The organism is Hymenobacter sp. BRD67 (assembly GCF_013256425.1).
In the GTDB taxonomy this organism is placed as follows: Bacteria; Bacteroidota; Bacteroidia; order Cytophagales; family Hymenobacteraceae; genus Hymenobacter.
Genome location: NZ_CP053904.1, coordinates 2,950,506 through 2,975,295, shown reverse-complemented (window position 1 = coordinate 2,975,295; position 24,790 = coordinate 2,950,506). Strand labels below are relative to the sequence as shown.

Here is a 24,790-nt window from a genome sequence, read left to right as displayed (position 1 = left end):
AGTAATCAAAGTCGTTTGTCATTGCGAGCCTGCGAAGCAATCGCACCCGAACGACCCTGACGCGAGTCACACGGGTATCGTTCGAGTGCGATTGCCGCGCTGCGCTCGCAATGACAAACGGCTCAGTTGTACTTGTTTTTTAATTCCAAAAGAAACCGCTCGGCCACTGCCAGCGCGGCAGCCACATCAGCCGCCTCCACGTTCTCCAACGGGTTGTGGCTAATGCCTTTGTAGCAGCGTATGAAGGCCATTGTGGCCGGTGCTACGGCCGAGGCGGGCACGGCGTCGTGGCCGGCGCCGCTCACCAGGCCTTCGACCTCGTAGCCGCTGGCCGCGATGGCCTGGCCGAGCAGGCGGTTCAGCTCGCGGTCGCAGGCTACGGGCGCCGTGGCCTGCACCAATTGCCAGTGCAGCGCCACGCCGCGCCGGGCGGCAATGGCCTCGGCCTGGGTTTGTAAGTCGGCGTAGGCGGCGGCTAGCTGGCCGGCGGCGGGGCTGCGCAGGTCGAGGCTGTGAATGACTTGGCCGGGAATAACATTGCTGGCCGAGTACGGAATGCGCAGCTGGCCCACGGTAGCCACCAGGCCCTGGCGGTGGGCCAGGGCGAAGCTTTCGGCCGCCAGCACAAACTCGGCCGCGGCAGCCAGCGCATCCTGGCGCATGGGCATGGGCACCGTGCCGGCGTGGCCGGCCATGCCCTGCCAGGTCAGCTCTACGCGCTGCTGCCCGGCAATGGCCGTGACCAGCGCAATGGGTACTGTGCTTTCCCAGAGCACCGGCCCCTGCTCGATGTGCAGCTCGAAGTAGCCCAGCCATTCCTCGGCGGGCAGGGCATCGGTGGCGATGCTGGCCGCATTGCCGCCCATCTCGGCAATGGCTTGGGCCAAGGTAATGCCATCGGCATCAGCTCGTTGTAAAAGGGTAGGCTCAAAAGCACCGGTTACGACCTTACTACCTAAATAGGTGGTGTGAAAACGCACCCCTTCTTCATCGCTGAAGGCAATTAGCTCCAGGTTGAATGGCAACTCAACGCCTTGCTGAATAATATTTTCCACCAAATCCAGCCCCATCAATACGCCCAGGGGGCCGTCGTATTTACCGGCGTTCACTACCGTGTCGATGTGCGAGGCCAGCACGAAAGTTTTGGCGCCCGGCCGCCGGCTGGCCAGCCGCCCGCGCAGGTTGCCGATGCCATCGAGCCGGGTTTCAAGGCCCGCGGCCTCAAACCAGCCTTGCACCAGGTCGCGGCCGCGCACGAAGGCCGGCGTGCCAAAGCGGCGCGTGACGGTAGCGCCCGTGGCGTCTTCACTGATGGCGGCCAGTTCGTCGATGCGGCTGAGAATGAGGGTGGTACGGGCGAGATGGTCGGGCATGGAAGGAGGTGAGGTGCCGTTGAGCGAAACCGCAAACATACATGCCTAGCGCGTCACAAACTGCCCCCGGTTCAGATGTAAGAAATCGGGATGCCTAAAAACTTCCTCGCCGGCCAGGAATGTATGCGTCACTACGCCTCGCAATTCGTGGCCCAAGTAAGGCGATACCTTGTGGCGATGGTGTAGCAGGGCTTCGGTCACGGTGAAGGTGGCCTCGGGAGCCAGTACCAGCAGGTCGGCGTCGTAGCCTTTGGCGATCTGGCCTTTGCGGTGGCTTTGGCCGATGAGCCGGGCGGGGTTGGCACTGAGCCAGCGGGCCAAATCGGGTAGCGTGGCGCCGCGCGGGCGGGCAGCGGTCCAGAGCACCGGCAGGGCCAGCTGCAGCGAGGCGATGCCGCCCCAGGCCGTAGCAAAATCGCCGCTGGCCAGCTGCTTGAGGCCGGGCGGGGCGGGCGAGTGGTCGGTGGCCACGAAATCGATGAGGCCGCTTTGCAGCGCCTGCCACAGCTGCTCGTTGTTGGCCCGCTCCCGGATGGGCGGCGCGCACTTAAACTGCGTCTGGCCGTCGGCAATGTCTTCAGCGTTAAAAAACAGGTAGTGCTGACCGGTTTCCACGGTCAGCGGCAGGCCCTGGGCCTTGGCCTCGGCAATGGCAGCCAGCGAGCTGGCCGCCGACAAATGCACGATGTGCACCGGGCAGCGGTACTCGGCGCAGAGCCGAATTATTAGCTTAATGGCCTCTTCTTCCCAGCTTTTGGGGCGTGAGGCCAGGTAGTTGGCGTAGGAGCGGGTGTCGCCCTTCTTCCACGCCTCATTCTCCTCCGATAGTTCGCAGTGCACCAGCAGCGGCCGGCCGTGGCGGGCCAGAATGGGCATTGCGCGGCGCAAATCGGCCTCCGTGGCATTCGGAAATTCGTCGATGCCCGAGTGGGTCAGAAATGCCTTAAAGCCCAGCACGCCGGCCGCAATAAGCGGCTCGATTTGGTCGGCGTTGCCGGGCACGATGCCGCCCCAGAAGCCCACGTTGGTATGCAGCTGGCCCTGGGTAGCAGCTTGCTTAATACGTAGATTCTCTACCGAAGTCGTGACCGGTGCCGAGTTCAACGGCATGTCTACCAGCGTGGTAAGCCCGCCCGCCAGCGCGGCGCGGGTGCCGGTGTCGAAGCCCTCCCACTCGGTGCGGCCGGGCTCGTTGAGGTGTACGTGCGGGTCGATGACGCCGGGCAGAATGGCCGCGTCGCCGAGGTCGAGCGCCGGGCCGGCGTCCCGGGCAGCATAATCGTAGGGCAGCACGGCCGCAATGCGCCCCGCTTGCAGTATAAGCGTCGCCGGGCGCTCGCCATCGGGCAGCACTACATAGCGGCTGCGGAGGACAAAATTGGACATAAAGGAAAAATTTGACGCTAAATTGAGGACTTTTCCCCAACTGCGGCTATTCTTGCAGGTCGTTTTGTAGAGTGGGCTGGTCCTGAGCGGCTGTAGTTTTTATATTTTCTATGCTTCAATACGTTACCTTACTTGCGCTTTTACTAACCTTTGGGCTGCTGCTGGGAGCTATTGTAGTGCTTCAGCACCTGGCCAAAAGCCGGCCCCACGGCGGCCCCGTGGGCGACAAAGGCTTTACGCTCGAAGGCTTTTCGTATGCTTTTATGCTGCTGGCGGCCGTAACAGCGGTGGGCGTGTGCTACGTGCTGGTGCGCGACACGCCCTGGGGAGGGCATATATTAGAGTGGCTGAATATTGTCGTGCGGCTCATGCATATCACCTTCGGCATTGCCTGGATTGGCGCCTCGTTCTACTTCGTATTTCTCGAAAATGCCCTCAACCGGACCGATAACGTGCGCGATGAGCTAGCCGGCAACCTGTGGGCCGTGCATGGCGGCGGCTTTTACTACCTCGAAAAATACAAGCTCGCGCCCTCGCAAATACCTAAAAACCTACACTGGTTTAAGTATGAAGCCTACTTTACCTGGCTTTCGGGCTTCAGCCTGCTGTTTGTAGTCTATTACTTCAACGCCAGCTCCATGCTGATTGACCCGCGGGTGCTGGCTATTTCGCCGCTGGCGGGCGTGAGTATCGGGGTGGGGTCGTTTGGGGTGGCATGGCTGCTCTACGATGGCCTGTGCCGCACGGCACTGGTGCGCAGCCGCTGGTTTATGGTGGTGGGCTTTGCGTTGGCCGTGGGTTTCGCGTTTTTCTACGCCCAGGTGTTCAGCGCGCGGGCCGCCTACATCCACTTCGGGGCTATGCTGGGCACGCTGATGGTGGCCAACGTGTTTTTTATCATCATACCATCGCAGAAAGCGATGGTGAAAGCTGCCACCAACGGCACACCGCTCGACCCTGCGCTGGGCAAAAACTCGCTGGTCCGCTCGCTGCACAACAACTATTTTACACTGCCCGTGCTGTTTGTGATGGTGAGCAACCACTTTCCCAGTACTTTTGGGCACGCGTATCCGTGGGCTATTCTGGCGGCCATTACGCTGGGCACGGCGGGCGTGAAGCACTGGCTCAACCTGCGCGAGAAGCACCAGTCCAACGCCTGGGTGCTGCCCCTGTCGGCGGCAATTCTGCTGGGCGTGGTATTCGTAACGGCTCCCAAAGTGGAGCCGGGCACGGCCGCCGGCCGCTGCACCCAGCAGGTAAGCATGGTTCAGGTAAACGCTATTGTGCAGAAACGCTGCATTCAGTGCCACTCGGCACACCCGACCGACGACGTATTTAAGGCGCCGCCCAACGGGGTGGTGTACGATACGCCGGAAGATATTATCCGGCTGAAAGACAAGATAATGCAGCGCGTGGTCATCACCAGAACGATGCCCCAAAACAACAAAACCCAGATAACCCAGCAGGAGCGTGACCTCATCGGCTGCTGGATTAATCAGGGCGCCTTGAATAAGTAAAAGTTATCACTGAGTAAAACTTGCCTGCTGCCCCCCGCGACCTGCCCGTTTGGACGCTTGCCGCCGCCGCCCTTGGGGCTGGCCAAGCGGCCGTGCTGCTGTGCGTGGTGCGCAGCGAGGGCAGCAGTCCCGGCCGCCAGGGTTTCAAGCTGGTAGTCACGGCCGAAGCTGCGGCCGGCTCCATCGGCGGCGGCATTATGGAGCACAAGTGGGCGGAGCTGGCCCGCCAGCGCCTGCGCGAAGGCGTTGCTACGCCGCTGCTGCGCCCTCAGATTCACCGGCGCGAGGCCCCGGCCGACCGCTCGGGCATGATGTGCTCGGGCGAGCAGGAGGTGCTGCTGTGGCCCTTGCAGCCTACCGATTTGCCGGTAATACAGGCCATTGTGACGGCTTTGCAAACCCTTCAGGCTGGTGCGTGGCAGGTGAGTGAAGCAGCAGGCTTGCAGTTTGTTACCACACTGTCAAGCCATTTTTATAGCTATCTGTCTGGCCCAGTCTGGCAGTATACGGAGCGGCTGGGCTACCGCGACCAGCTCACTATTGTGGGCGGCGGGCACGTGAGCCGGGCACTCGCCCGCGTGGCCGCCAACCTGGAGTTTGAAATAACTGTGCTCGACGACCGGCCCGACCTGCCCACGCTGGCCTCCAACGACGACGCCCACCATCGCCTCGTGCTAAGCTACGATACCCTGGCCGACGCCGTGCCGCCCGGCCCGCACCTCTACGTAGTGGTAATGACCGTGGGCTACCGGACTGACGAAGTTGCCTTGCGGCAACTAATAGGAAAACCCTATGCTTACCTGGGCGTAATGGGCAGCGCTGCCAAAGCTGCCGAGCTGCGCCGCGTCTTAAGCGAGGCCGGTTTTGCCGACGCGGCCATAGCCCGGCTCCGGGGGCCGATTGGGGTGCCGATTGCCAGCCGTACCCCAGAAGAAATCGCGGTGAGTGTGGCGGCCGAGCTGATTGCGGTGCGCAACCAGGGGCGCCACTGAGGCGGGCCACTCACCAAGGCAGCATTGCCGAAAGTGCGCAAGATTCGGATAGACGCGGGCTTAGCCGAAAGGTAATTTTGGGGCCTAACAATGTTGCTACTTTATGAGCCAGTTACCCTTTCCGACTACCTGCCCGCCTGAGCTGTTGCCGGCCGGTCCCGGCCCGGCGCCCGCCGCTGGCGCACAGGCTAGCCTCGACTACACCCGCGTTGAGCAGGCCATCAGCTTTATTGCCGGTCATGTTAGCGAGCAGCCTTCGCTGGAGGCAATTGCGGCGCAGGTACACCTCAGCCCCTTTCATTTCAATCGGCTGTTTACGCGCTGGGCAGGCACCAGTCCGCAGCGGTTTTTACGTTTTCTTACCAAGGAGTACGCCCGGCAGGTGCTGGCCGAATCGGGCAGTGTGCTCGCCGCTACGTATCAGGCCGGGCTGTCGGGCCCGAGTCGGCTGCACGACTTGTTCGTAGCCTACGAGGCCATGACTCCGGCCGAGTACCGGGCGCAGGCCGCCGGCCTCACCATCGCCTATGGCTTTCACGCCACACCTTTTGGCGAAAGCCTGCTGAGCCTGACCGACCGGGGCATCTGCGGCCTCACGTTTCAGGCCGAAGCAGAGCGGGCCGCTGCGTTGGCGCAGCTTCGGGCCACCTGGCCCGGCGCGACGCTCCAGCCTGATGCCGCCCGAACGGAGAGCGTGGCCGCCCGGCTTTTTGCCATCAACGCTACCCCGGCCGGCCAGCGCCTGCCGCTTGTGCTGAAGGGTACCAATTTCCAGATAAAAGTGTGGGAGGCGCTGCTACGTATTCCGGCCGGGGCCGTGGTCTCGTACCGCGATGTGGCAGCGGCTATCGGGCAGCCAGGAGCCAGCCAGGCGGTGGGTGGTGCAGTAGGGGCCAACAACATTGGCTATCTGATTCCGTGTCACCGGGTTATTCAGCAGCACGGTGGGCCGGGTGGCTATCGCTGGGGCAATGCCCGCAAGCAGGCCCTGCTGGCATGGGAAGCGGCGCAGGTGGCGGCGTAGCCGGCAGCCAATGGAGTGACCGAACAGGCCCCCGCAATTAGTCGGCCGGTGCGGTTGGTGGCTGCGGGGCATTGAGCGCGGCCTTTTCCTGGTCGTCCAGGTCGTCGAGCTTTTCCTCTTCGTGCCAGATTTCCACCGGGTTGAACAAGCTGGTTAAGGCCGCCAAATCTTCCAGCAGGTGGTCGTCGGCGGGCTGCTCGCTGGCAGAAGGCGATGAATTTGTTTGCATAGCCCACCTACGTAGGACTGCTAGCCTTAGGTTATGGTGCTTGTCAACTCTGTGAACCCACTAGCCGCCGCGCTGCGCCGATAATGGCCAGCTCGGCCTGGCCGACGGGTTTTTGGGCGGCATCAAGCTGAGCTTTGGCGGTGGTTTGCCAGGCTGGTAGCGGCGGCTGGCCTTGCGCCAGCTGCGCGAGGCGCTGGTCGAGCAACGCGGCTACAAGGCCGAGCTGGGCCGCCAGCGGGGCATATTCGGCCAGGCTGGGGCTGAGCACGAACAGCGGCGGCAGGGCCTCGGTAGCGTGCTGCCAATCGGCTACTTGCTGGCGCAGGGCGGCGAGCTGACGGCTGGCGACCGGAGACAGTGTGGGCGGACCAGTGGCCGGAAACCGGGGTACTGCGATACTAAGGCTGGCTAGCAGGCTGTCTACCGTGGCCCCAAAGCGCCGGGCCACTTCCGCCTCGGCGGGGGCGGCATCCACGAGGCGGGTCAGGGGCGTTTCGGTGGAGTATTTAAAACCCTGGAAGTGCCGCTTGTATTCCTTCACCGGCTCTAAAAGGGCCGCGAAGGTTTGCAGGGCGGGCAGCGCGGCTGGGTATGGTGCCGCCAGTTGGCGCAGCAGCGCGGCCGGGGCACGCCGGTGCCGCACGCCCATCGCGTCCAGCTCTTCCGACACGAAAGCCAGGCGGCGATACAGGTCGGGTACGTCTTGCGTGAGGCCGGCGGGGCTCCACAGGCGCTCAGCCACGGCGGCCGCGCGGGGCCACACCCGGCTCTCGTAGATGACGCTGTCGGCAAACTCGCTCCACATTTCGGCCTCGCCGCCCAGCACGCGGGCTTGCAGCGAGTCGGGGATACCTTGCAGCGGGTCGGCGGCGTAGTGCGCAGCGGCCGAAAAATTCAGGTCGAGGTAGTAGCCGTGGGCGCGCAGGGCGGGGTGACCCAGGCGCACGGCATCGGCCACGCCCTTGGGGCCGCGCCAGCTTTCAATTACCACCGGCGCGGGCAGGTCGGGTCCCAGAATCTCATCCCAGCCCACCATCGTCTTGCCCAGCTTTTGCAGCAGGCTGAGCATCCGGCGGTTGAAATAATTTTGCAATTGATGCTTATCGACGTAGCCTTTCGCGTTGAGAAAGCATTTATCCTGCATAAAGGCCACTATGCGCGGGTTGTGCCGCCACTGCCGGCCATCGTTCTCATCACCGCCAATGTGGAAGTACGGGTCCGGAAACAGCCCGCTCATCTCGGTCAGCACCGAGTCGAGCATGGTGTAGGTGCTTTCGCGGGTAGGGTCGAGGGCAATGTTGAGCACGCCCCAGCGGGTGGGCACCGCCCTGAGCGAGTCGTTGCAGGCCAGGCGTGGGTAAGCCGCCAGCAGCGCGCCGGCGTGGCCGGGCAAGTCAAACTCAGGTACCACCCGGATGCCGCGCTGGGCGGCGTAGCGCACCACCTCGCGCACCTCGGCCTGGGTGTAGTAGCCGGTGGCGCCGCCCACCGTGTGCAGGCGCGGAAACAGCTTGCTCTCGACGCGCCAGCCCTGGTCGTCGCACAGGTGCCAGTGCAGCACGTTGAGCTTCACGGCGGCCATGCCATCAATAGTGCGCTTGACCACGGCCACCGGCAGGAAGTGCCGGGCTGGGTCGACCAATAGCCCCCGCCACCGAAAGCGCGGCTGGTCCTGAATATCGCAGAACTGCGCCCGCCAGCCATGCGGCGTGGCCTCGATTACCTGCCGAAAGGTGGCCAGCCCCCGCTGAATACCCAGCGGCGAAGCTGCCGTGAGCAGTGCGCCGGTGGCATTGATGCGCAGGCGGTAGCTTTCATCGGTAGAGGTAGCCGCACCTGTTATTTCGCGGTGCAGGGCCAGTAGCGGCGCGGCTTTGAAGGTGTAGTGGCCCGCCTGCCAGCTGGCCTGCGCGGGCACCGGCAGCAGGGGGCGCTGGGCGTGGGCAGTTAAACCAGCAAAGACCAGTGCAATCCCAGCGCAGCGTTTCGCAAAGTTGGCAGCGTTTCGCAGGGGCGAATGGTAAACTACTTTGCGAAACGCTGCCAACTTTGCGAAACGCTGCGTTATCATATCAATCCCCTGGCCTTGAATTCCAGGTATTTATTTATCGTATTGGCCGTCAGCAACTGCGGCGGCGTGAGCAGCGCCTGAATACCGTAGCGCTGCAGCTCGCGCACAATCTGGCGCTTCTCCTGCTGAAATTTTTCGGCAATAGTCTGGTTGTACACGTCGGCCGTCGTTTCGGCCGGTGCGTCGAGATAAGTGCGCAACTCGGTATTTTCGAAAAAAACTACCAGCAGCAAATGCTGCTTGCTAAGACCCCGCAGGTAGGGCAACTGACGCTGCATGCCCTGTAAGGTTTCAAAATTGGTGAATAAAATCAATAAGCTGCGCTGCTTTACGCGGGCCCGCACCGTGGCGTAGAGCCGCTCGTAGTCGGTTTCGAGGTACTGGGTTTTTTGGCGATAGAGTACTTCCAGAATAGTGCGCAGGTGGCCCGGCCGGCGCTCGGCGGGCACCACCGCGCCGGGCTTGCTGGAGAACGTAATCAGCCCCGCTTTATCGTGCTTGAGCAGAGCAATATTACTCATTACCAGCGTGGCGTTGATGGCATAGTCGAGCAGACTCAGGCCCTCAAACGGCATCCGCATCACCCGGCCCTTGTCGATGAGGCAGAATACCTGCTGGGCGCGCTCATCCTGAAAGTGATTGACAACCAGCGTGTCGGCCGGGCCGCTGCTGCGCCGGGCGCTGGCTTTCCAGTTGATGGTGCGCGGGTCGTCGCCGCTGGCGTAGGGCCTAAGCTGCTCAAACTCCATGCTCTGGCCCACGCGCCGGATGCGCTTCACGCCCACTTCCGTGAGGCGATTGTGAATGGCCAGCAGCTCGTACTGCCGCATCTGTAAAAACGACGGGTACACCGGCACCACCTTGGCCTGGTCGAAGCGAAAGCGCCGCCGCACCAGCCGCAGCGGCGAGGCCGCGTACACGTTCAGGGCCCCAAACTCGTACTCGCCGCGCTTGGTAGGGCGCAGCTGGTAGGTAATTACCTGCGTCTGCCCTGGCTGAATAATAGTTTCAAACAGCACGTCGCGCCGCTGAAACTGGTGCGGAATCTCGTCAATCACTTCTACCTGCACCCCGAAGCGGTAGCGGCTTTCCAGGTACAGCTTCACCTCGTTGTCGTCGCCGTTGGATAGCTTGTCGCCCAGCACGCGTCGGCCAAATATAGGTAAAACATTATGCTTGCCCGGTGCAAAGAGCAGCAGCGCATCGAGCAGCGTGAGCAACCCGGCCGCGCCCAACAATACCTGCATCGGCCCCAGCAGCCACGGCAGAAAAAAGGCCACTACAAAGCCCGCAATGAGCGCCATGCAGAGGTAAAAGAAGCGTTTGGTTAGAAACAGGCTCATAAATACAACTTGTGCGTGCAAGCGCGAGGGCAAACGCATGTTAGCTGGTAAAACCTACCGCGGCACTTCCACGCTCTGCACAATCTGCTTTACTACTTCATCGGCCGTGCCGCCTTCCATCTCGCGCTCGGGCGTGAGCATGATGCGGTGGCGCAGCACCGGCGCGGCCAGAAACTGCACGTCTTCGGGCGTCACAAAGTCGCGGCCGCGCAGGGCTGCCAGCGCCTTGGCCCCGTTGAGCAGCGCAATGCTGGCGCGGGGCGATGCGCCCAGGTACAGCGCCTTATGGGCGCGGGTCTGGCCCACTATTTTGGCAATGTATTCGAGCACGTTGGCTTCCACGCGCTGCTGGCCCACCTGCCGGCGCAACGCGGCCAGGTCGGCCGCTGAGAGCACCGGCTTTATAAGTTCCAGCGGCGTGCCGCCGAAGCCGCTGTGGTGGCCCTGCAAAATCTGGATTTCCTCGGCCAGCGTGGGGTAGCCCACGTTCAGCTTAAAGAGGAAGCGGTCGAGCTGCGCTTCGGGCAGGCGGTAAGTGCCTTCCTGCTCAATCGGGTTTTGAGTAGCCAGCACCACGAAGGGCGAGTCCATGCGGTGCGCCGTGCCGTCCTGAGTCACGGTGCGCTCCTCCATCACCTCAAACAGGGCCGACTGCGTCTTGGCGGGGGCGCGGTTGATTTCGTCAATCAGCACCACGCTGGCGAAGATGGGGCCGGGCCGAAACTCGAAATCGCCCTGCGCCGGCCGAAACACGCTGGTGCCCAGCACATCGGCCGGCATCAGGTCGGGCGTAAACTGAATGCGGCTGAACGGCACATCCAGGGTGCGGGCCAGCAGCTTGGCGGTGAGGGTTTTGGCCACGCCCGGCACGCCCTCAAGCAGGACGTGGCCATCGGCGAGCAGGGCCGTGAGCAGCAGCTCCAGCAAGTCGTGCTGGCCCACAATAACCTGCCCGATTTGCTGGCGCACGGCCTCGACGTGCGCCGTGAGCTGCGAGAGGTCGGTGCGCGGGCAAAGCTGCCGGCGGCTACCGGCGCTGAAGAAGCAAGGGTGGGGTCGTCGAAAGACTGAGTTTCCATGAGTTGGCAGGCTGGTAGCGGGCGCGTAGCTTCGCTTTTGAAAGAAAGGCTGGTGGAAAGTGAATAGCAGAAAGTGCTATTATGTCTTCAGCTTTATTGAGTACTATGAGGTAGTAAAAGCTGTTTAGGCAATTCAGTGGGCTTTTATTGGAAAAGTTATAAATAGATAAAATGCAATTTATTTGCTCAGTGCAATAAAGGCTGTGAGTGCAATCAGGTAGATTCCCGCTTAAAATCACGGATGGCCCGGCTCAAGGTAAGCAGCTCGCGGTCGGTGACGACGGGCGCGGTGCGGGCAAAGTTGATGAGCCGCAGCAGCTCATCGATGCGCAGGCGCGGCAGGCCCGCCTTCTGGCTCAGGCGCTCGCGGAAAGCGTCGTCGCCAAGGTCGGGCGCCGGCTCGTGAAATCGGCTGCGCAGGTAGTCCAGAAAGAGACTCACTTTTTTTTCCGCAATGCGGTTGTGGCTGCGGCCCTGCTGGTAGAGGCTAGCCACGGTGCGCGTAAAAAGCAGGGTTGTATTGGGCAAGGGCTTGAGAATGGGAATAACCCGCTGCCGTCGCCGCGCCTCTACCAGCACAAAGAGCAGCGTGGCCAGTAAGGCCAGGTAATAGGCGGTGCGCAGGGCGGGGTGCGCCATAATAACCCGCAGAATGGACTGCTCGCCGGCGCGGCCCTGCTTCTGGTACTCATCCCACCAGCTTGGCCGGCCGGCGGGCAGGTAGGAAAGCGCCGCAAACGCAAAGTCGGCGGTGCGCGGTCGCAGTACCCAGTAGTTGCCCAGTGCCAGCGGTACCGAGCATAGGTAAAAGTGCCCGCGTCCGTGGTCGAGGCGCAGTAGCACCGGCCGGCCCTGCGCATCGGCGGCGAGGGTGGCTCCGTGGTGGGGCCGCCGCGCCGTGAGGGCCAGCCGGTAGCCAGCCACTGCACCGCCAAAGCGAAACGTAGCCGCCGCCTGGCCCGGCCGAGGCTGAAGCAGGTGCAGGGCTACCGAGTCGCGGGCGGTAGCCGGGCCCACCTCAGGCACCAGCGAATGCCGATGGAGCGTATCGGCTGCATAAGTGCGAATGCCCAGCGTATCAGCCAGCAAGCCCCGGCCCGGCGCGCCAAAATCTTCGGCGGCGATAAAGACATCATGCCCTTCGGCCACAAAGCGCAGGAGGGCGGCAGTTTCGAGAGGGGTAGCAGTAAACTCTTGATTAATAAATATATAGCTAGCCCGCGTTTTCGTCAGCGGTAGCGTAGCCATTTCGGTCTGGGCGGCCGCCAGGTCGTTGGTGGCCGCCTGGCGGGCCTCGTCCGCGAGCGAGTCGGGCCGGGCCGCGCTCGCCGAGTCGGGGGCAAACTCCACATTGGAAGGCCGGCCGCCTTTGAGCTGCGGCTCTTCGTTGCCAAGCAATTGATTATAAATAGGCTGGCGCACAGCTGTCACCGAGTCGGAGCCCATTAGCTGCGGCAGCGCATCGTAGAGCACGTAGGTGCCGTACGGAATTTTATCCTTATTACTGAGCGTAGGGCTCCAGTTTAGCGGCTTGGGCCGATAATATTCCAGCGTCACGTAGCCCCCAAACAAGAGCAGCATCCCCAGCAGATACCAACGAAAAGTAGTCAAGATGTAACGAGCTGATAGATAAGAGTAACAGGTAGTTGCTGGCGCAGAATGACCGCGGTTGGGAGCTTAATTACCTCATTGCCCCAGTACTTCATGGTAGACTGCCAGATAATCGGCCGCCGCCTGTTGCCAGCTAAAATGCCGGGCCTGCGCCTGCGCTGTCGCCGCCCGCTCGGGCGAGTGCCGGGCAAGGCCCGCAGCCAGCACCTGGCGCATGCTTTCGGGCGAAAAGTCATCGAAATAATATGCCGCCGGGCCGCCTACCTCGGGCAGCGACGTGAGGCGGCTCAGAAATACCGGCTTGCCAAGCTGCATAGCCTCTACTACCGGCAAGCCAAATCCCTCAGCCAGTGAGGGTTGTAGGTAAGCCTGGCAGTGCTGATAGTACCAGGTTTTATCGGCTTCGCTGATGCTGGTAAGTATCGTTACCCGGTCGGCCACGCCGGCTTGGGCAGCGGCCGCCCGAATGGTGGCTACGTAAGTGGGCTCCGCAAAGCTGCCAGCAACAACCAGCTCACAGTCATTGCCTTGCAATAAAGCGGGCAGTACGTGAAAGTTCTTCTTTGCATTGATAGTACCCAGCGCAAACAGGAAGGCCGGGCGCGGCACATAGGCGGGCGCGTGGCCGGCCGGCGTGGGCGCCAGCGCCTCCACGCCGCGCCGCACGTAGCGCAGCGGCGTGGCCGCTGAGTAGCCCAACAGGTCGGCATGATGCAGGATGTCCTGACGTACGTAGTCGGAGATGGTTACCAGGTAATCGGCCCGCCGGATGTTGCGCTGCACCATCGCCAGCTGCCGGACGTAGGTGCGCTCATCGGCCTTCTCGTGCAGAAAATTGAGGTCATGCACCGTGAGCACTACCTTCGTGAGCGGACTAGTGGGCACGTACCAGCTTAGCTGTGAGGTGGCATGCCAGAGGCGGAAGCCGTAGCTGGCTGGGTTGAGATACTTGTGAAAGCTGCGCTGCGTGAGGTAGCGTACGCCGGCGTGGCCGAGGCTGCCCACTTCGGCCGGCGGCACGTAGCAGTAGAGCTGGTAGCGGTGGTTCTGGCGGATGAGCTCGTGGGCCAGCGGCACCACAAAATGACTAAAACCGCTATTTCGGTTTTTAAGCGGCTCACAATCAAAGATAATACGAGGCAGCGACATGGGTAAAAGGGCAATTAAGCGAAGCGCCTACTCGTTGTATTGGTATTAAGCTGCGCTCCTAGCTGGTACTGGTCGGCGCGCACTTGCTGGTAGAGGGGGGCGGGCAGCGGTACTTCGCCGTACCAGATGTACTCAAACTGCTGCGTTAGCTTGCTAAAGGCCGGGTGCAGGGCCCCGCGACTGGCTTTCAGCTCACGCAGGTAAGCCTGGTTGGTTTTGTCGGGTTGCCAGGCAATGAGGTTGCCGTCGGTAAGCTGCTTTAGCAGTTGCAGATAACCCAGGCGCACGGCCAGGCGCAGGTTGCCGGCGGCTTCGGCCTGGGTTATCGCGTCGGCAAAGTTCAGCTCGTGGATATTTTCCTGCCCGGTTTCGTAGCTGAGTGGCACGGCGCGCGGCGCGCGGCCAAAGGCTTTGGTAAGGTCGACTTGCAGCAGCTTGAGCACTGCAAATACCAGCGTAGCCCCCAGCAGTCCATAGAAGATAGTGTTCCAGGCAACTTTGCCGCCGCGCGTTGTCAGCAAAGGGCCTAGCCAGCTCCAAAGCCAGGCCATGAGCCGGGCCAGCCATCCTGCTTGCTCGGGCTCACCTAAGGCGGTGGTGTATTGGAAGTCGCGCTGGCTGCGCAACTCATGCAGGCGCGCCGCCGCCGGGCGGCGCACTGGCTGCGGCGCCGTGTCGGCTGGTAGCGGTGGTGCCGTGGTCGTGTCAGCACGGGCTTTCATCAGTGCCACCCACCGGTGGGGCACCGGTTGCGGGCCGCCCGCAGCGAGCCGCTCGCCAGCACCAGTAGCCCCAGGACCAGGCACGGCAACCACGGCCTTAATATATTACTTTCAATATATTTAGTATTCACCTTCATCGTCGGGCCGGTACTGGCTGGAATGCGCAACCGGGATGGCCTGGGGATGGCCTAGCTTATCGACCAGCAGGCGCAGTCCAACTCCTTCTTTCTGCTCGGCCAGGTGGAAGTATTGAAACGCCAGCACCAGCAGGGGCAGCACGTAGGTAAACATAATGCCGAGGGCGTAGAAGCAGGTAGCTACCAGCCCCAGGATATCCGAGTTGAGCCCCGGCAGCTGCAGCATTTTGCCAAACATCACCGCGTACTGCGGAATGGCGAAGACGATAGTGAGCATGGACTGGAGAAACAGCGCTACGAGCAGCAGGCCAAACGTGGACCACCACTGCCCGCGAATCAGCTGGAAGCACCGGCCCACGGAAGCCACTACCGACCGGTCTTCAAACCACAGCACCGGGAAGTATAAAGCAAATACAATGTAAACATAGATACTCGCCAGCATAAGCAGCAAAAAGACCAGGGAAGTCATTCCAGGCCCGGATGCTATCGAGGACATGCCACCGACTACTCCGCTTAGTAAAATACCCCACCCCACCAGGCCTATTACCAGCAATAGCAAGAAGCCCAAGACAATGCGGCCCAGGCGGGCGCGTAGCTCGGCCCACACCTGGGCAGTTGTTACGGGCTCGGTAGCGGGGAGCCGCAGGCGCACCCGCAGGTAGGCATACAGGCTGCCACTGAGCAGCATAAAGGCCAGGATGCCTCCCACAAAGGCCAATCCCAGACCGCTGAAATTGAACATGTCGTAGGGCGAGGCGGGGTGCGGCAGGGGCACGTGTGCCCGCTGGGCGGCCAGCGTGCGCCCCGACATATTATAGATGCCGTTATTGAAAAGGCCCAGCCCGACACCCATCAGCAGCGTAAACGGTAGTACGAAGTATACCAGGCATTTGCCGAGGCTGCGCCAGTGCTCGCCGATAAACTCGAACGAGGCCGAAATCTTGGCTCCAAAGTCACGCTCCTGCCAGAAATCGGCCGGACTGGTAAAAGTGTTTTTCATATATTCACAAAGTTGGGCTGCCGGGCTGCGGCGGAGAAAGCAAGGATAAGTTACGCAGCATCCGCCGCTGCACCAGGCGCGGATAAACGCCAAAGTACCAGATAATAAACGCCGCCGACCCGCCAATGATGAGCAGGCTCAGGGCCACGGGCATCTCGGTGTGGCGCGTGACGAAGCTTTCGAGGAAAGCCGCCGCTACGATAACCGGCGTCAGGCCCAGGGCCAGCTTCACGGCATCGCGGGCGGCGCGGGTCAGCGACTCGCGCCGCGAGTAGGTGCCCGGAAACAGCACGCCGCCGCCCAAAATAAACCCGGCTCCGCCGGCCAGCACGATGCTGGGGATTTCGAGCGTGCCATGAATCCAGATGGTGAGCAGCGAGGGCAAAAGCACGTGCTGCTGGTAGAAAAAATACTGAAAAGCCCCGAGCATGACGCCATTGTAGAAGAGGGAGTACACTGTGCCCACGCCCAGCGTAACGCCCAGCACAAAGGTGCGCAGGGCCACATACAAGTTCTTGGCCGCGATGCCGAGAAACATCACCGACGAGCTGCCCGACTTATAAATGGCCATCGGGTCGCCACTGCGGATATTGGCCAGGGTCTGGTTTACGTAGTCGTCGCCGAGCACCACGCGCAGAAAATTCTCATCGTAGGCCGCGGAGAGCATCCCAATAGCGGTAAACAACACAAACAATCCCATTGCCCAGGCCAACGTGCCGTGGTGCCGGGCTACTACCAGGGGGACTTCCACGGCCCAAAACCGGCCGAAGCGGCCTTGCTCTTCGGCTTTATTTTTATAGATGGACTGGTGCAGGGTGCTGGCCAGCGTGTTGAGATAGACGGTAGTAGGCGAAGTCGGATAGAAGGTCTGGGCGTAGGCCAGGTCGTCGGTGAGGCTGATAAAGCGGGCGGCCAGCTCATCGGGATTAGTCGACGGCTGGGCTTCGTACTGCTGCCAGCGGGACTGATTTTGACGCAGAAAAGCAGCTTCACGCATAGATAGAATAGGTTAGGGCCTTAAAGGTAGGCAGCGGCCAGATAGGTACTTGGCCTGGCCGGTGTATTTTTCGGGCCGGTTTACTTTTTATTGCTTTATGGCCACCATTCGCGTTCACACCACTCAAAACGTTACCCTTGAATATGAGGTAGCCAGTATCGGCGACCGCATCGTGGCCACTATTCTCGACAACCTGGTGCTGGCTGCGTGGGCCATTGCCGCTGTCTTATCCGTAACAACCATAGCCGGCCGTAGTAGTACCATCAGCGCGTGGATAATTGGGATACTGGTAGGTATCCCCTACGTCTTTTATAACCTGGTCTGCGAGATATGGCTCAATGGCCAGAGCCTAGGTAAAAAAGCGCGCGACCTGCGGGTAATGCGCCTCGATGGTACGTCACCGCGTCTCGGCGACTACTTTTTGCGCTGGCTGCTGCGCATTATTGATTTCGGGGTTGGTAGTGGGCTGGTGGCCGTTATTACTATCGCTATTAATGGCAAAGGCCAGCGCCTCGGCGACCTGGCTGCCGGCACTACGGTCATCAGCCTCAAGGCCCGGCCCGAGCAGCTGCCAATGCTGACGAGCGTGCAGGTACCGCCCGGCTACCAGCCCGTATTTGCGCAGGCGGCCGACCTCACCGACCACGACGTAGCCCTGCTGCGCCAGCTGCTGGGTCGTAGTATTAAACAAGACAACTATCTGCTGCTCAATGAGACGGCCAATAAAATAAAGTCGCTACTGCACCTGCACAGCGACCTGTCCGACGAGGCCTTCCTCCACACCATCCTGCGCGACCACGCTTATATAGTTGCTGCTGAGCACTAAGCCCAACTCTGGTAGCAAGCATGCAAAAAGGCAGGCCGTTGGCGTACGGCCTGCCTTTTTTAAATATAATTAAATTTATATGTTTATTATCCGGCCGCAATGGCTTTGCGGCGGCCGGGCTTCACGGCGGGCTGACGCTCCTCGCCCTGCGTCAGCAGCTCTTCGTCGCGCTGCTGGTCAGCTTTCTTCAGCCAGCTTACGCTGTAGAGGTCCTTGCGGCGGTCGCGCAGGTTGCGCACGGCCCCGCTGCTGTTCAGGTCTTTAAGCAAGTCGAGGTCGAGGTCGGCGATAAGCGTCATCTCGGTATTGGGCGTGGCTTCGGCCACGATGGCATCGTGCGGGAAAGCAAAGTCGGAAGGGCTGAATACGGCCGACTGCGAATATTGTATGTCCATATTCTCTACCCTGGGCAGGTTGCCCACCGAGCCCGTGATGGCCACGTAGCACTCGTTCTCAATGGCACGGGCCTGGGCGCAGATGCGCACCCGCTGGTAAGAGTTCTTGGTGTCGGTCCAGAAGGGGACGAAGAGAATTTTCATGCCCTCATCGCTGAGCAGGCGCGACAGCTCCGGAAACTCTACGTCGTAGCACACCAGGATGCCGATTTTGCCAAAATCAGTGTCGAAACACTGTAGTTTATCACCGCCGCGCATACCCCAGTAGCTGGCTTCGTCGGGGGTTACGTGCAGCTTGTATTGCTCGTCCACGGTCCCGTCGCGCCGGCATAAGTAGCTCACATTGTAGAGCTTGCCATCTTCATACACTGGCATGGAGCCCGCAATTACGTTGATGTTGTAGCTCACGGCCAGCTCCATCATGCGCACCTTAATGGGCTCGGTAAAGGCCGCCATGCCCCGAATAGCCGCCGAAGCCGACTCCTCGTTGGTAAGGGCCATCATGGGGGCATTAAAAAACTCCGGAAACAGCACTAAGTCAGCCTTATAGCCGCTCACGGTATCGACAAAGAACTCAATTTGCTGAAAAAAATCTTCCAGGCTCTTGGTAGCGCGCATCTGCCACTGCACAATGCCAATGCGCACGTTCGACTTCTGGTTGCCGATGAGCTTGTCGAACTCCTCGTCGTAATACACATTAATCCATTCCAGCAGCGTAGCATAAGCCTTTGACTCCGAGTCGTAGGGCAGGTAGCCGCGAATGATTTTCCGCACGTAGAACTCGTTCGAGAGTTGGAAAGTAAGGATGGGGTCGACGAGCTCCTTGTTGCGCACCATCTCCACGTACTTGGCGGGGGTCATCTCGCCCGCGTACTGGGCATAGCCGGGAATGCGCCCGCCGGCCACCATAGCGCGTAGGTTCAGGCTCTCGCACAGCTCTTTACGAGCATCGTAAAGCCGGCGCCCCAGGCGCAGGCTGCGGTACTCGGGGTCTACAAACACATCGACGCCGTAAAGGGTATCACCTTCGGCATCGTGGGTGTCAAACTTGCCATTGCCCGTGATTTTGGCGTAGGTGTGCTTGTCGCCAAACTTGCTGTAATCCACGATGATAGCCAGCGCAGCCGCCACTACCTGGCCATTGTCCTCGATGCAAATCTGGCCTTCGGGAAACTTGCGCAGCAGCGCTGCAAACTCGTCGGCCGTCCAGGCGCCCTCCATGTTGGAGTATACTTTCTCCATGATGGCCTTGATGGCCTTAAAGTCGTTGCGCCGCAGCTGGCGCAGCACCAGCTTGTGGGCCGGCACGGCGGTGGGCGTCAGGCGCTCGTCGAGGGCCGTGAGGGCAGGCCCCAGCTTACTGCTTTTTTTGTGGTGGTGCGCGCCGCCGGGCGCGCCCTTTCCAGTAGATGAAATAGCCATTATAGCTCAGGTAAAAAATCGGGTTGAATAAGCGGGTGGCCAGGCAAAAGTAGCTGTCGGGCCGACCGGGGCCGGGCGGCCGGCGAGCATCGCTCCCGCTAAACGCATGCCTGGACGCGTAAGTTTATTCGCGTACTACCCGGCGCGTGGCCTGGCCCTGGCTGGTTTGCACTGTGAGCAGCAGCACCCCACGGAAGCTGCCTAGTGCGGCCGCCTCCAGCGTGAGGGCCCCGTCGGGGCTGCCGGCAAAGCGCCGGCTGAACAGCTGCCGACCCAGCAGGTCGGTGGCCGTTACCGTGAGCGGCCCGCTGCCGGCCGGTACGGCCAGGCGCAGAGCGGTGCCGGCTACTGAAGGATTAGGGTAAACGCTGACTAAAGTATTGGCCGCCGCGTTGCGGGCAGCCAGCCGCACAATGCGCCGGTACACATCGCGGTACTCAACCCCCGATACTACTTCCGCGCCCGCCACGGTGGTGGTGGTGATAGTCAGCACCGGTACGTGCACGCCCTTGGCCAGCCAACGGTACTCGTGGGTGAGGGGCAGCGTCAGGCCCTGGCCGGGGCGCCGCCAACCGCGAGGCTGTCGTGGTCGAGCAGGGTTGCCACGAGGCGCACTGCCTGAAAGGTGCCAAAGGGCGTCGTAATCGTGCCCCAGGCGTCGGGCTGGCTGGTGCGCTGGCGCTTCTGACTAAAATAACCCGTGCCGGCCAGCACGGCTGGCGTAGTCAGCAGTGAGTTGCTAACGCTGGCCCCGCTGCCGTAGCTGATGGGAAAGCGATAAATAACGTCCTGCTGCGCCTGCGAGGCATACGTTACGGGCACCGCTAAGCCATTGAGGGTGCCGCCGTAGCCTACCAGTCGAAAGTCGGCCGGCGATACGTTGGAAAACTCCAGCGGGTCGGTAATGGGCAGCCCCAGGGCAGTGGCGGGGAGCGGCAGCGCCCGCGGCACCACCAGCGTAGCGCGCGAGGCAGGGTTCAGGAGCGGGTTATTAAACGTGAACTGCAGGGTCGCCGCGGTAGTATTCACGTTGGCATAGCGGTCGACGGTTTGGGAGCTGGCTACGAGGCCCGAGTAATCCCAGGTTTGGTTAGCCCCGTTGCGGCTGAGGGGCGGGGCGCTGGCGGGCAGCCCGGTGGCCTGGCTTAGACGCAGCGTATCGCCCACGGCCGGCATATCGGCGGCCGTGATGCCAGGCGACGTCTGGGCCCGGGCCGCGCCGGCCAGCAGCGCAACTGGCAGAAGTAACGAGTAGCGAAGCATAAGTAGTTGGTAAGTTGATTTTCAGCTTAAAGCTACCACCTCGTCCGCATCGGCCGTATGAAGCGGGTCGCGTAGGAGCCGGCGCTGCCGTCCTGGCTACACGCCGCTCATTTCGGGCACGTCCTCATCGGGCATGGGCACTACCAGACGGCCGGCCGTGGCCGCCCGAATCTGGGCCACGCTCACGCCGGGGGCCCGCTCGCGCAGTACAAAGCCATCGGGCGTTACATCGAGCACCGCCAGCTCGGTCACGATTTTCTTCACGCAGCGCAGGCCGGTAATGGGCAAGGTGCAGGTAGGGAGCAGCTTGGAAGAGCCGTCGCGGGCTACGTGCTGCATGGCCACGATGATGTTTTTGGCCGACGCTACGAGGTCCATCGCGCCGCCCATGCCCTTCACCATCTTGCCCGGAATCTTCCAGTTGGCAATATCGCCGCGCTCCGATACTTCCATCGCCCCGAGGATGGTAAGGTCCACGTGCTCACCGCGAATCATGCCAAACGAGTCGGCTGAGGAAAAAATGCTGGAGCCGGGCAGCGTGGTAACGGTTTGCTTGCCGGCGTTGATGAGGTCGGGGTCAACCTCTCTTTCGGTGGGAAAGGGGCCCATGCCGAGCAGGCCGTTCTCCGACTGTAGCTCTACGCTAATGCCGGCCGGAATATAGTTGGCCACCAGCGTCGGAATGCCGATGCCGAGGTTCACGTAGGAGTTATTTTGTACTTCTTGCGCAATGCGCCGGGCGATGCCGTGCTTGTCTAACATAAGATTGTCTGAACCGCGGATTTATCGGATTCAGCGGAATAGTCGGATTTTGGTGACGACTTTTAGGGTGCTCGAACGCTTTACCTTTCGAGCTGCGCTCGAGTCAGGCCAGCAGGCACATCAGGGGAGAAGAACTAAAAAACTGGGCTAGTCGGAAGCGTCACCAAAATCCGACCAATCCGCTGAATCCGATAAATCCGCGGTTCAGACGCGTACTGTGCGCTGCTCAATGCGCTTTTCGTAATGAGCGCCCTGAAAGATGCGCTGTACGAAAATACCCGGCGTGTGAATCTGATTGGGGTCCAGCTCGCCGGCTGGCACCAGCTCTTCGACCTCGGCCACGGTGATTTTGCCGGCCGTGGCCATCATGGGGTTAAAGTTGCGGGCCGTGCCCTTGTAGATAAGGTTGCCGGCCGTGTCGCCTTTCCAGGCCTTTACGAAGGCAAAATCGGCGGTGAGGCCGGTTTCGAGCAGATACATCTTGCCATTAAACTCGCGGCTTTCCTTGCCTTCGCCCACCTCGGTGCCGTAGCCAGCCGGCGTGTAGAAGGCCGGAATGCCCGCCCCGCCGGCCCGGCAGCGCTCGGCCAGCGTGCCCTGCGGAATGAGCTCTACTTCAAGCTCACCGGCCAGCAGTTGACGCTCAAACTCGGCATTTTCGCCCACGTAGCTCGAAATCATTTTCTTTACCTGCCGCTTTTGCAGCAGCAGGCCTATGCCGAAGTCATCGACCCCCGCGTTGTTGCTGATGCAGGTGAGGTCTTTCACGCCCAGGCGCAGCAGCTCCTGGATGGCGTTTTCGGGGATGCCGCAGAGGCCGAAGCCGCCGAGCATCAGGGTCATACCGTCGGCCAGGCCCGCGAGGGCAGCCTGGGCATCGGCCACAGTTTTGGTTATCATGGGTGGGAAACAGGAGAGATAGGCAGGTAATTCAAGGGCAAAAATTCACCCATTTTTTCGAAACCCCAGTATTCGTCGGTAAATACGGCCAGCGGGTTAGCAAGCCGGCCGTTGTAGAGAAGCTCAACTTCGGGCTGTATCAGCAGCAACTGCGATACCTGCCGATTGGTGACTGGTGTGGGTGATACTCTTGCCCACGGCGAAGCCTGAAGCTGATAAAAAGGGTCGGGGCCGGCATTTAAGTAGCTTACCTGCAGCCGGTCGCGGAAGCGCAGAAAAATGTGCTTCCCGTCGTCCGAGACACAGCGCAGGCTGTCGATAGGCCGGGCAGCCGTGTAAAGCATGGCAAGGCTGGGCGGCACCTTTGCCCATCGGGCCAGTGAATCGTGCTCGGCGGCCGAGTACCCGCTTCGGCGGCGCAGCAAGGCTTTGCGCAAGCTGTCGACGCGAGCAAAGCCCGGATTGTCTACTATACGCAGCCGCCGGGCTACGAAGCCTTCAGCCGCCACGCGGTTGTCGTGCACGCTTTTCAAAAAATGGGTGAGCGAGCCCTGGTAGGCGCGCACCCGATTAGCTTCCCAGCGCCGCTGTTGGCGTTTGGAGCGGGTTGTCATTTCCTCAAATACCGGCTGGCCGTAGAATGTGACAATCTGCCGCGTAAAATTGGTGTTGAAGCGCAGCCCGTAGTACTTAATGCGGTAGCCCAAGGCGTCGTTATCCACCTGTATAAACTTGTAGGCCGAAGCCGTCAGCTCATTGGCGACTGGATCGAAATCAAGCAGCACGTCGTCAGGATTACGGATGTGGCACTGAAGCGAAAAGGTGGAGCGGCCCAGAAATAAGTCCTTAAATTTCTGGTAGTCGCTGGCCCGGTTAGGATTGGGGCGCACTACTACTTCGCCGAGCTGACTGGTTGCCGGCGCCAGCCGCAGCGTAAGCTGCTGAGCTATCGTTCCTACCTTAATGGTTTGCCGGGCCAGTCGGTAGCCTACGTAAGAGGCCACTACGTCGTAGGTGCCCGGTGGTACATTTGAAAAAGTAAATCGGCCCTGCTCGGTGGTAATGGCGCCCAGCGTGGTATTAGCCAGAAATACGCTGGCGAATGGCAGGGGCTGGTGCGTTAGCGAGTCGAGCACGGTGCCGCTTAGCACCGCCTGCGCTGTCGCCAGCCGGGGAAGTAGAAGCAGCAGGGCAACAAGTAGTCGGTACATGCCAGGGTGTTTTACTCGGTTAGCAGCGAGCGAAATTACTAGGGCAAGTAGTAGTTGATAGAGCTAAGCTAAGATAGTAGCCAAATTTAGGATAAATATAATAAAATTTATATATTAAACAAGCTCCGCAAAAGCAGCACGCTATTTACCTGGGCCTGCTTTATCAGCCGTCGCGGGAGGTTGATAATCAAGCGGTAAAAACTCGCCGATTTTCTCAAAGCCCCAGTATTCGCCGGTCGATACGGCCAGTGGGTCGCGTAGCGAGCCGTTGGGGCGAATCTCAGCTTCGTGCGCCTGCAGGCGCAGGCGCGACACCTCGCGCTGGGCCGGGTAGGGCTGCCGGCGGGGCTCGGGGCCGAGCGTGGCCATGGGAGCGTCGTACTGCGGGTCGGGAGCTTCGCCAAAGTGAGCCACCTGTAGCTCACCGGTAAAGCGTAGAAACACCCGGCCATCGTCCGATACGCGGCGCAGGCTATCGATGGGCCGGGCGGCCGGAAAGAGCGTGGCGAAGGCCGGGGCTACGCTGCCGAGCCGGGCCAGCGAGTCCTGCTCGGCTGCCGTGAGCGAACCGGCCGGCCGCTTTCGCAACTGGCTGAGGCGTACAAAGCGCGGGTTGGGCGTGAGGCGCACCTGCTGGGTCAGGAAGTTGTTGGCGCGCAGGGTATTGGTGTAAACGCTGCGTAAAAAATGCGGAAACGAGCCGATATAGGCCGTTACGCGGTTAGCATCCCACTGCTGGCGCTGCGCCTCGTCGCGGGGCGTCATCTCTTCAAATACCGGCAGGCCATTAAAGGTAATCGACTCGTCATCCGTATTATAGGTGAAGAACATGCCGAAGTACTTTAGCCGATAGCCCAGCGCCTGGTTCTCCACCTGCACGAAGTTTCGGGCTGAGGCCGTCAGCTCGTGGGTCGAGTCGTTGGTGTACACCACCACGTCTTTGGGGTTGGTGATGTGGCACTGCCGCGAAAACGTGCTTTCCCCCAGAAAAAAGTCGGTAAACTTCTTGTAGTCTTCCTCCCGGTGCGGATTGGCGCTCACCACTACCTCGCCCAGCGTGGCCCCACTAGAGCCCAGCCGCAGGGTCACTTCCTGCTTGGCCGCGCCCACGCCCACGGTGATGCTCTGCTTGCCCAGGCGGTAGCCCACGTACGAGCCGACGAGGTCGTAGGTGCCGGCCGGCACCCGCGGAAACTCAAACTGCCCCTGCTCGGTGGTAGTGGCGCCCAGCGTGGTATTGGCCAGAAACACGCTGGCAAAGGAAAGCGGCTTTTGGGTAGCCGAGTCGAGCACTACGCCGCTGACGCGGCCCTGCGCCCGGGCCGTGCCTAGCATTCCCAGCCCGAAAACCCACAGCAGTACGATGCGCAATTTAATCATA

At 61.2% G+C, this 24,790-nt stretch carries 22 protein-coding genes; 4 read left to right on the top strand and 18 right to left on the bottom strand.

Annotated elements, in window-relative coordinates:
• Window positions 1–122 precede the first annotated feature (122 nt).
• Both GKZ67_RS13790 and allB read right to left on the bottom strand, forming a co-directional pair.
• Window positions 123–1,373, bottom strand: a complete 1,251-nt coding sequence (locus GKZ67_RS13790; RefSeq protein WP_173243289.1) for a M20 family metallo-hydrolase — start codon at window positions 1,371–1,373, stop codon at window positions 123–125.
• 45 nt (window positions 1,374–1,418) lie between these two features.
• On the bottom strand, window positions 1,419–2,759 hold the full coding sequence (gene allB / locus GKZ67_RS13785; protein ID WP_173243286.1) for an allantoinase AllB: 1,341 nt from the start codon (window positions 2,757–2,759) through the stop codon (window positions 1,419–1,421).
• A 110-nt stretch (window positions 2,760–2,869) separates the two neighbouring features.
• On the opposite strand from allB, the gene GKZ67_RS13780 reads away from it, so the two are divergent.
• From GKZ67_RS13780 to GKZ67_RS13770, 3 genes are all read left to right on the top strand, one after another.
• The gene (locus GKZ67_RS13780) at window positions 2,870–4,276 is read left to right on the top strand and encodes a urate hydroxylase PuuD (RefSeq protein WP_217278597.1); all 1,407 of its coding nucleotides are present in this window, start codon (window positions 2,870–2,872) and stop codon (window positions 4,274–4,276) included.
• 20 nt (window positions 4,277–4,296) lie between these two features.
• Complete coding sequence (locus GKZ67_RS13775) at window positions 4,297–5,268, top strand: XdhC family protein (protein ID WP_173243283.1); 972 nt, start codon at window positions 4,297–4,299, stop codon at window positions 5,266–5,268.
• 103 nt (window positions 5,269–5,371) lie between these two features.
• Window positions 5,372–6,292: a methylated-DNA--[protein]-cysteine S-methyltransferase gene (locus GKZ67_RS13770; protein ID WP_173243280.1), complete on the top strand. Its 921-nt coding sequence runs from the start codon at window positions 5,372–5,374 to the stop codon at window positions 6,290–6,292.
• Window positions 6,293–6,329: 37 nt separating this feature from the next.
• Here the strand turns inward: GKZ67_RS13770 and GKZ67_RS13765 are convergent, their stop codons facing one another.
• The 9 genes from GKZ67_RS13765 to GKZ67_RS13725 all read right to left on the bottom strand — a co-directional run bounded on the left by GKZ67_RS13765 (window position 6,330) and on the right by GKZ67_RS13725 (window position 16,630).
• Entirely contained in the window at window positions 6,330–6,521 is a 192-nt protein-coding gene (locus GKZ67_RS13765; protein ID WP_173243277.1) for a hypothetical protein, read from the bottom strand.
• 43 nt (window positions 6,522–6,564) lie between these two features.
• Window positions 6,565–8,439 carry a beta-N-acetylhexosaminidase gene (locus GKZ67_RS13760; RefSeq protein WP_173243274.1) on the bottom strand — a complete coding sequence of 625 codons (1,875 nt, stop codon included), beginning with the start codon at window positions 8,437–8,439 and terminating at the stop codon, window positions 6,565–6,567.
• Window positions 8,440–8,588: 149 nt separating this feature from the next.
• Window positions 8,589–9,935, bottom strand: coding sequence for a DUF58 domain-containing protein (locus tag GKZ67_RS13755; protein WP_173243271.1), 1,347 nt, complete (start codon window positions 9,933–9,935; stop codon window positions 8,589–8,591).
• A gap of 54 nt (window positions 9,936–9,989) precedes the next feature.
• Window positions 9,990–10,904: an AAA family ATPase gene (locus GKZ67_RS13750; protein ID WP_173243268.1), complete on the bottom strand. Its 915-nt coding sequence runs from the start codon at window positions 10,902–10,904 to the stop codon at window positions 9,990–9,992.
• 323 nt (window positions 10,905–11,227) lie between these two features.
• On the bottom strand, window positions 11,228–12,625 hold the full coding sequence (locus GKZ67_RS13745) for a DUF4350 domain-containing protein (RefSeq protein WP_173243266.1): 1,398 nt from the start codon (window positions 12,623–12,625) through the stop codon (window positions 11,228–11,230).
• A gap of 75 nt (window positions 12,626–12,700) precedes the next feature.
• Window positions 12,701–13,774 (bottom strand): glycosyltransferase family 4 protein, encoded by a 1,074-nt coding sequence (locus tag GKZ67_RS13740; RefSeq protein WP_173243263.1) that lies wholly within the window; start codon window positions 13,772–13,774, stop codon window positions 12,701–12,703.
• Between the two features lie 14 nt (window positions 13,775–13,788).
• Window positions 13,789–14,496 (bottom strand): DUF4129 domain-containing protein, encoded by a 708-nt coding sequence (locus GKZ67_RS13735; protein ID WP_173243260.1) that lies wholly within the window; start codon window positions 14,494–14,496, stop codon window positions 13,789–13,791.
• 120 nt (window positions 14,497–14,616) lie between these two features.
• Complete coding sequence (locus GKZ67_RS13730) at window positions 14,617–15,633, bottom strand: hypothetical protein (protein ID WP_173243257.1); 1,017 nt, start codon at window positions 15,631–15,633, stop codon at window positions 14,617–14,619.
• 4 nt (window positions 15,634–15,637) lie between these two features.
• Complete coding sequence (locus GKZ67_RS13725) at window positions 15,638–16,630, bottom strand: stage II sporulation protein M (protein ID WP_173243254.1); 993 nt, start codon at window positions 16,628–16,630, stop codon at window positions 15,638–15,640.
• 97 nt (window positions 16,631–16,727) lie between these two features.
• Between GKZ67_RS13725 and GKZ67_RS13720 the strand changes: the two genes are divergently transcribed.
• The gene (locus GKZ67_RS13720) at window positions 16,728–17,456 is read left to right on the top strand and encodes an RDD family protein (RefSeq protein ID WP_173243251.1); all 729 of its coding nucleotides are present in this window, start codon (window positions 16,728–16,730) and stop codon (window positions 17,454–17,456) included.
• An 86-nt stretch (window positions 17,457–17,542) separates the two neighbouring features.
• Here GKZ67_RS13720 and GKZ67_RS13715 read toward each other — a convergent pair whose 3' ends face one another.
• The 7 genes from GKZ67_RS13715 to GKZ67_RS13685 all read right to left on the bottom strand — a co-directional run bounded on the left by GKZ67_RS13715 (window position 17,543) and on the right by GKZ67_RS13685 (window position 24,789).
• Window positions 17,543–19,093: a GNAT family N-acetyltransferase gene (locus GKZ67_RS13715; protein WP_410505075.1), complete on the bottom strand. Its 1,551-nt coding sequence runs from the start codon at window positions 19,091–19,093 to the stop codon at window positions 17,543–17,545.
• Window positions 19,094–19,397: 304 nt separating this feature from the next.
• The gene (locus GKZ67_RS13710; RefSeq protein ID WP_173243244.1) at window positions 19,398–19,778 is read right to left on the bottom strand and encodes a T9SS type A sorting domain-containing protein; all 381 of its coding nucleotides are present in this window, start codon (window positions 19,776–19,778) and stop codon (window positions 19,398–19,400) included.
• A 41-nt stretch (window positions 19,779–19,819) separates the two neighbouring features.
• Window positions 19,820–20,536, bottom strand: a complete 717-nt coding sequence (locus tag GKZ67_RS13705) for a hypothetical protein (protein ID WP_173243241.1) — start codon at window positions 20,534–20,536, stop codon at window positions 19,820–19,822.
• Window positions 20,537–20,632: 96 nt separating this feature from the next.
• Window positions 20,633–21,298, bottom strand: coding sequence for a 3-oxoacid CoA-transferase subunit B (locus tag GKZ67_RS13700; protein WP_173243238.1), 666 nt, complete (start codon window positions 21,296–21,298; stop codon window positions 20,633–20,635).
• Between the two features lie 204 nt (window positions 21,299–21,502).
• The gene (locus GKZ67_RS13695) at window positions 21,503–22,198 is read right to left on the bottom strand and encodes a CoA transferase subunit A (protein ID WP_173243235.1); all 696 of its coding nucleotides are present in this window, start codon (window positions 22,196–22,198) and stop codon (window positions 21,503–21,505) included.
• Window positions 22,195–23,409 carry a carboxypeptidase-like regulatory domain-containing protein gene (locus GKZ67_RS13690; RefSeq protein ID WP_173243232.1) on the bottom strand — a complete coding sequence of 405 codons (1,215 nt, stop codon included), beginning with the start codon at window positions 23,407–23,409 and terminating at the stop codon, window positions 22,195–22,197. Before GKZ67_RS13690 ends, GKZ67_RS13695 begins: the two co-directional genes overlap by 4 nt.
• Before the next feature lie 141 nt (window positions 23,410–23,550).
• The gene (locus GKZ67_RS13685; protein WP_173243229.1) at window positions 23,551–24,789 is read right to left on the bottom strand and encodes a carboxypeptidase-like regulatory domain-containing protein; all 1,239 of its coding nucleotides are present in this window, start codon (window positions 24,787–24,789) and stop codon (window positions 23,551–23,553) included.
• Window position 24,790 lies beyond the last annotated feature (1 nt).

Excerpts from the sequence above, each read along its gene's own strand:
- GKZ67_RS13755 (WP_173243271.1), bottom strand. The coding sequence starts at position 9,935 with ATGAGCCTGTTTCTAACCAAACGCTTCTTTTACCTCTGCATGGCGCTC.
- allB (WP_173243286.1), bottom strand. The coding sequence starts at position 2,759 with ATGTCCAATTTTGTCCTCCGCAGCCGCTATGTAGTGCTGCCCGATGGC.
- GKZ67_RS13695 (WP_173243235.1), bottom strand. The coding sequence starts at position 22,198 with ATGATAACCAAAACTGTGGCCGATGCCCAGGCTGCCCTCGCGGGCCTG.
- GKZ67_RS13730 (WP_173243257.1), bottom strand. The coding sequence starts at position 15,633 with ATGAAAAACACTTTTACCAGTCCGGCCGATTTCTGGCAGGAGCGTGAC.
- GKZ67_RS13720 (WP_173243251.1), top strand. The coding sequence starts at position 16,728 with ATGGCCACCATTCGCGTTCACACCACTCAAAACGTTACCCTTGAATAT.
- GKZ67_RS13725 (WP_173243254.1), bottom strand. The coding sequence starts at position 16,630 with ATGCGTGAAGCTGCTTTTCTGCGTCAAAATCAGTCCCGCTGGCAGCAG.
- GKZ67_RS13735 (WP_173243260.1), bottom strand. The coding sequence starts at position 14,496 with ATGAAAGCCCGTGCTGACACGACCACGGCACCACCGCTACCAGCCGAC.
- GKZ67_RS13770 (WP_173243280.1), top strand. The coding sequence starts at position 5,372 with ATGAGCCAGTTACCCTTTCCGACTACCTGCCCGCCTGAGCTGTTGCCG.
- GKZ67_RS13740 (WP_173243263.1), bottom strand. The coding sequence starts at position 13,774 with ATGTCGCTGCCTCGTATTATCTTTGATTGTGAGCCGCTTAAAAACCGA.
- GKZ67_RS13690 (WP_173243232.1), bottom strand. The coding sequence starts at position 23,409 with ATGTACCGACTACTTGTTGCCCTGCTGCTTCTACTTCCCCGGCTGGCG.
- GKZ67_RS13790 (WP_173243289.1), bottom strand. The coding sequence starts at position 1,373 with ATGCCCGACCATCTCGCCCGTACCACCCTCATTCTCAGCCGCATCGAC.
- GKZ67_RS13715 (WP_410505075.1), bottom strand. The coding sequence starts at position 19,093 with ATGGAGAAAGTATACTCCAACATGGAGGGCGCCTGGACGGCCGACGAG.
- GKZ67_RS13685 (WP_173243229.1), bottom strand. The coding sequence starts at position 24,789 with ATGATTAAATTGCGCATCGTACTGCTGTGGGTTTTCGGGCTGGGAATG.
- GKZ67_RS13765 (WP_173243277.1), bottom strand. The coding sequence starts at position 6,521 with ATGCAAACAAATTCATCGCCTTCTGCCAGCGAGCAGCCCGCCGACGAC.
- GKZ67_RS13780 (WP_217278597.1), top strand. The coding sequence starts at position 2,870 with ATGCTTCAATACGTTACCTTACTTGCGCTTTTACTAACCTTTGGGCTG.
- GKZ67_RS13705 (WP_173243241.1), bottom strand. The coding sequence starts at position 20,536 with ATGCTTCGCTACTCGTTACTTCTGCCAGTTGCGCTGCTGGCCGGCGCG.
- GKZ67_RS13700 (WP_173243238.1), bottom strand. The coding sequence starts at position 21,298 with ATGTTAGACAAGCACGGCATCGCCCGGCGCATTGCGCAAGAAGTACAA.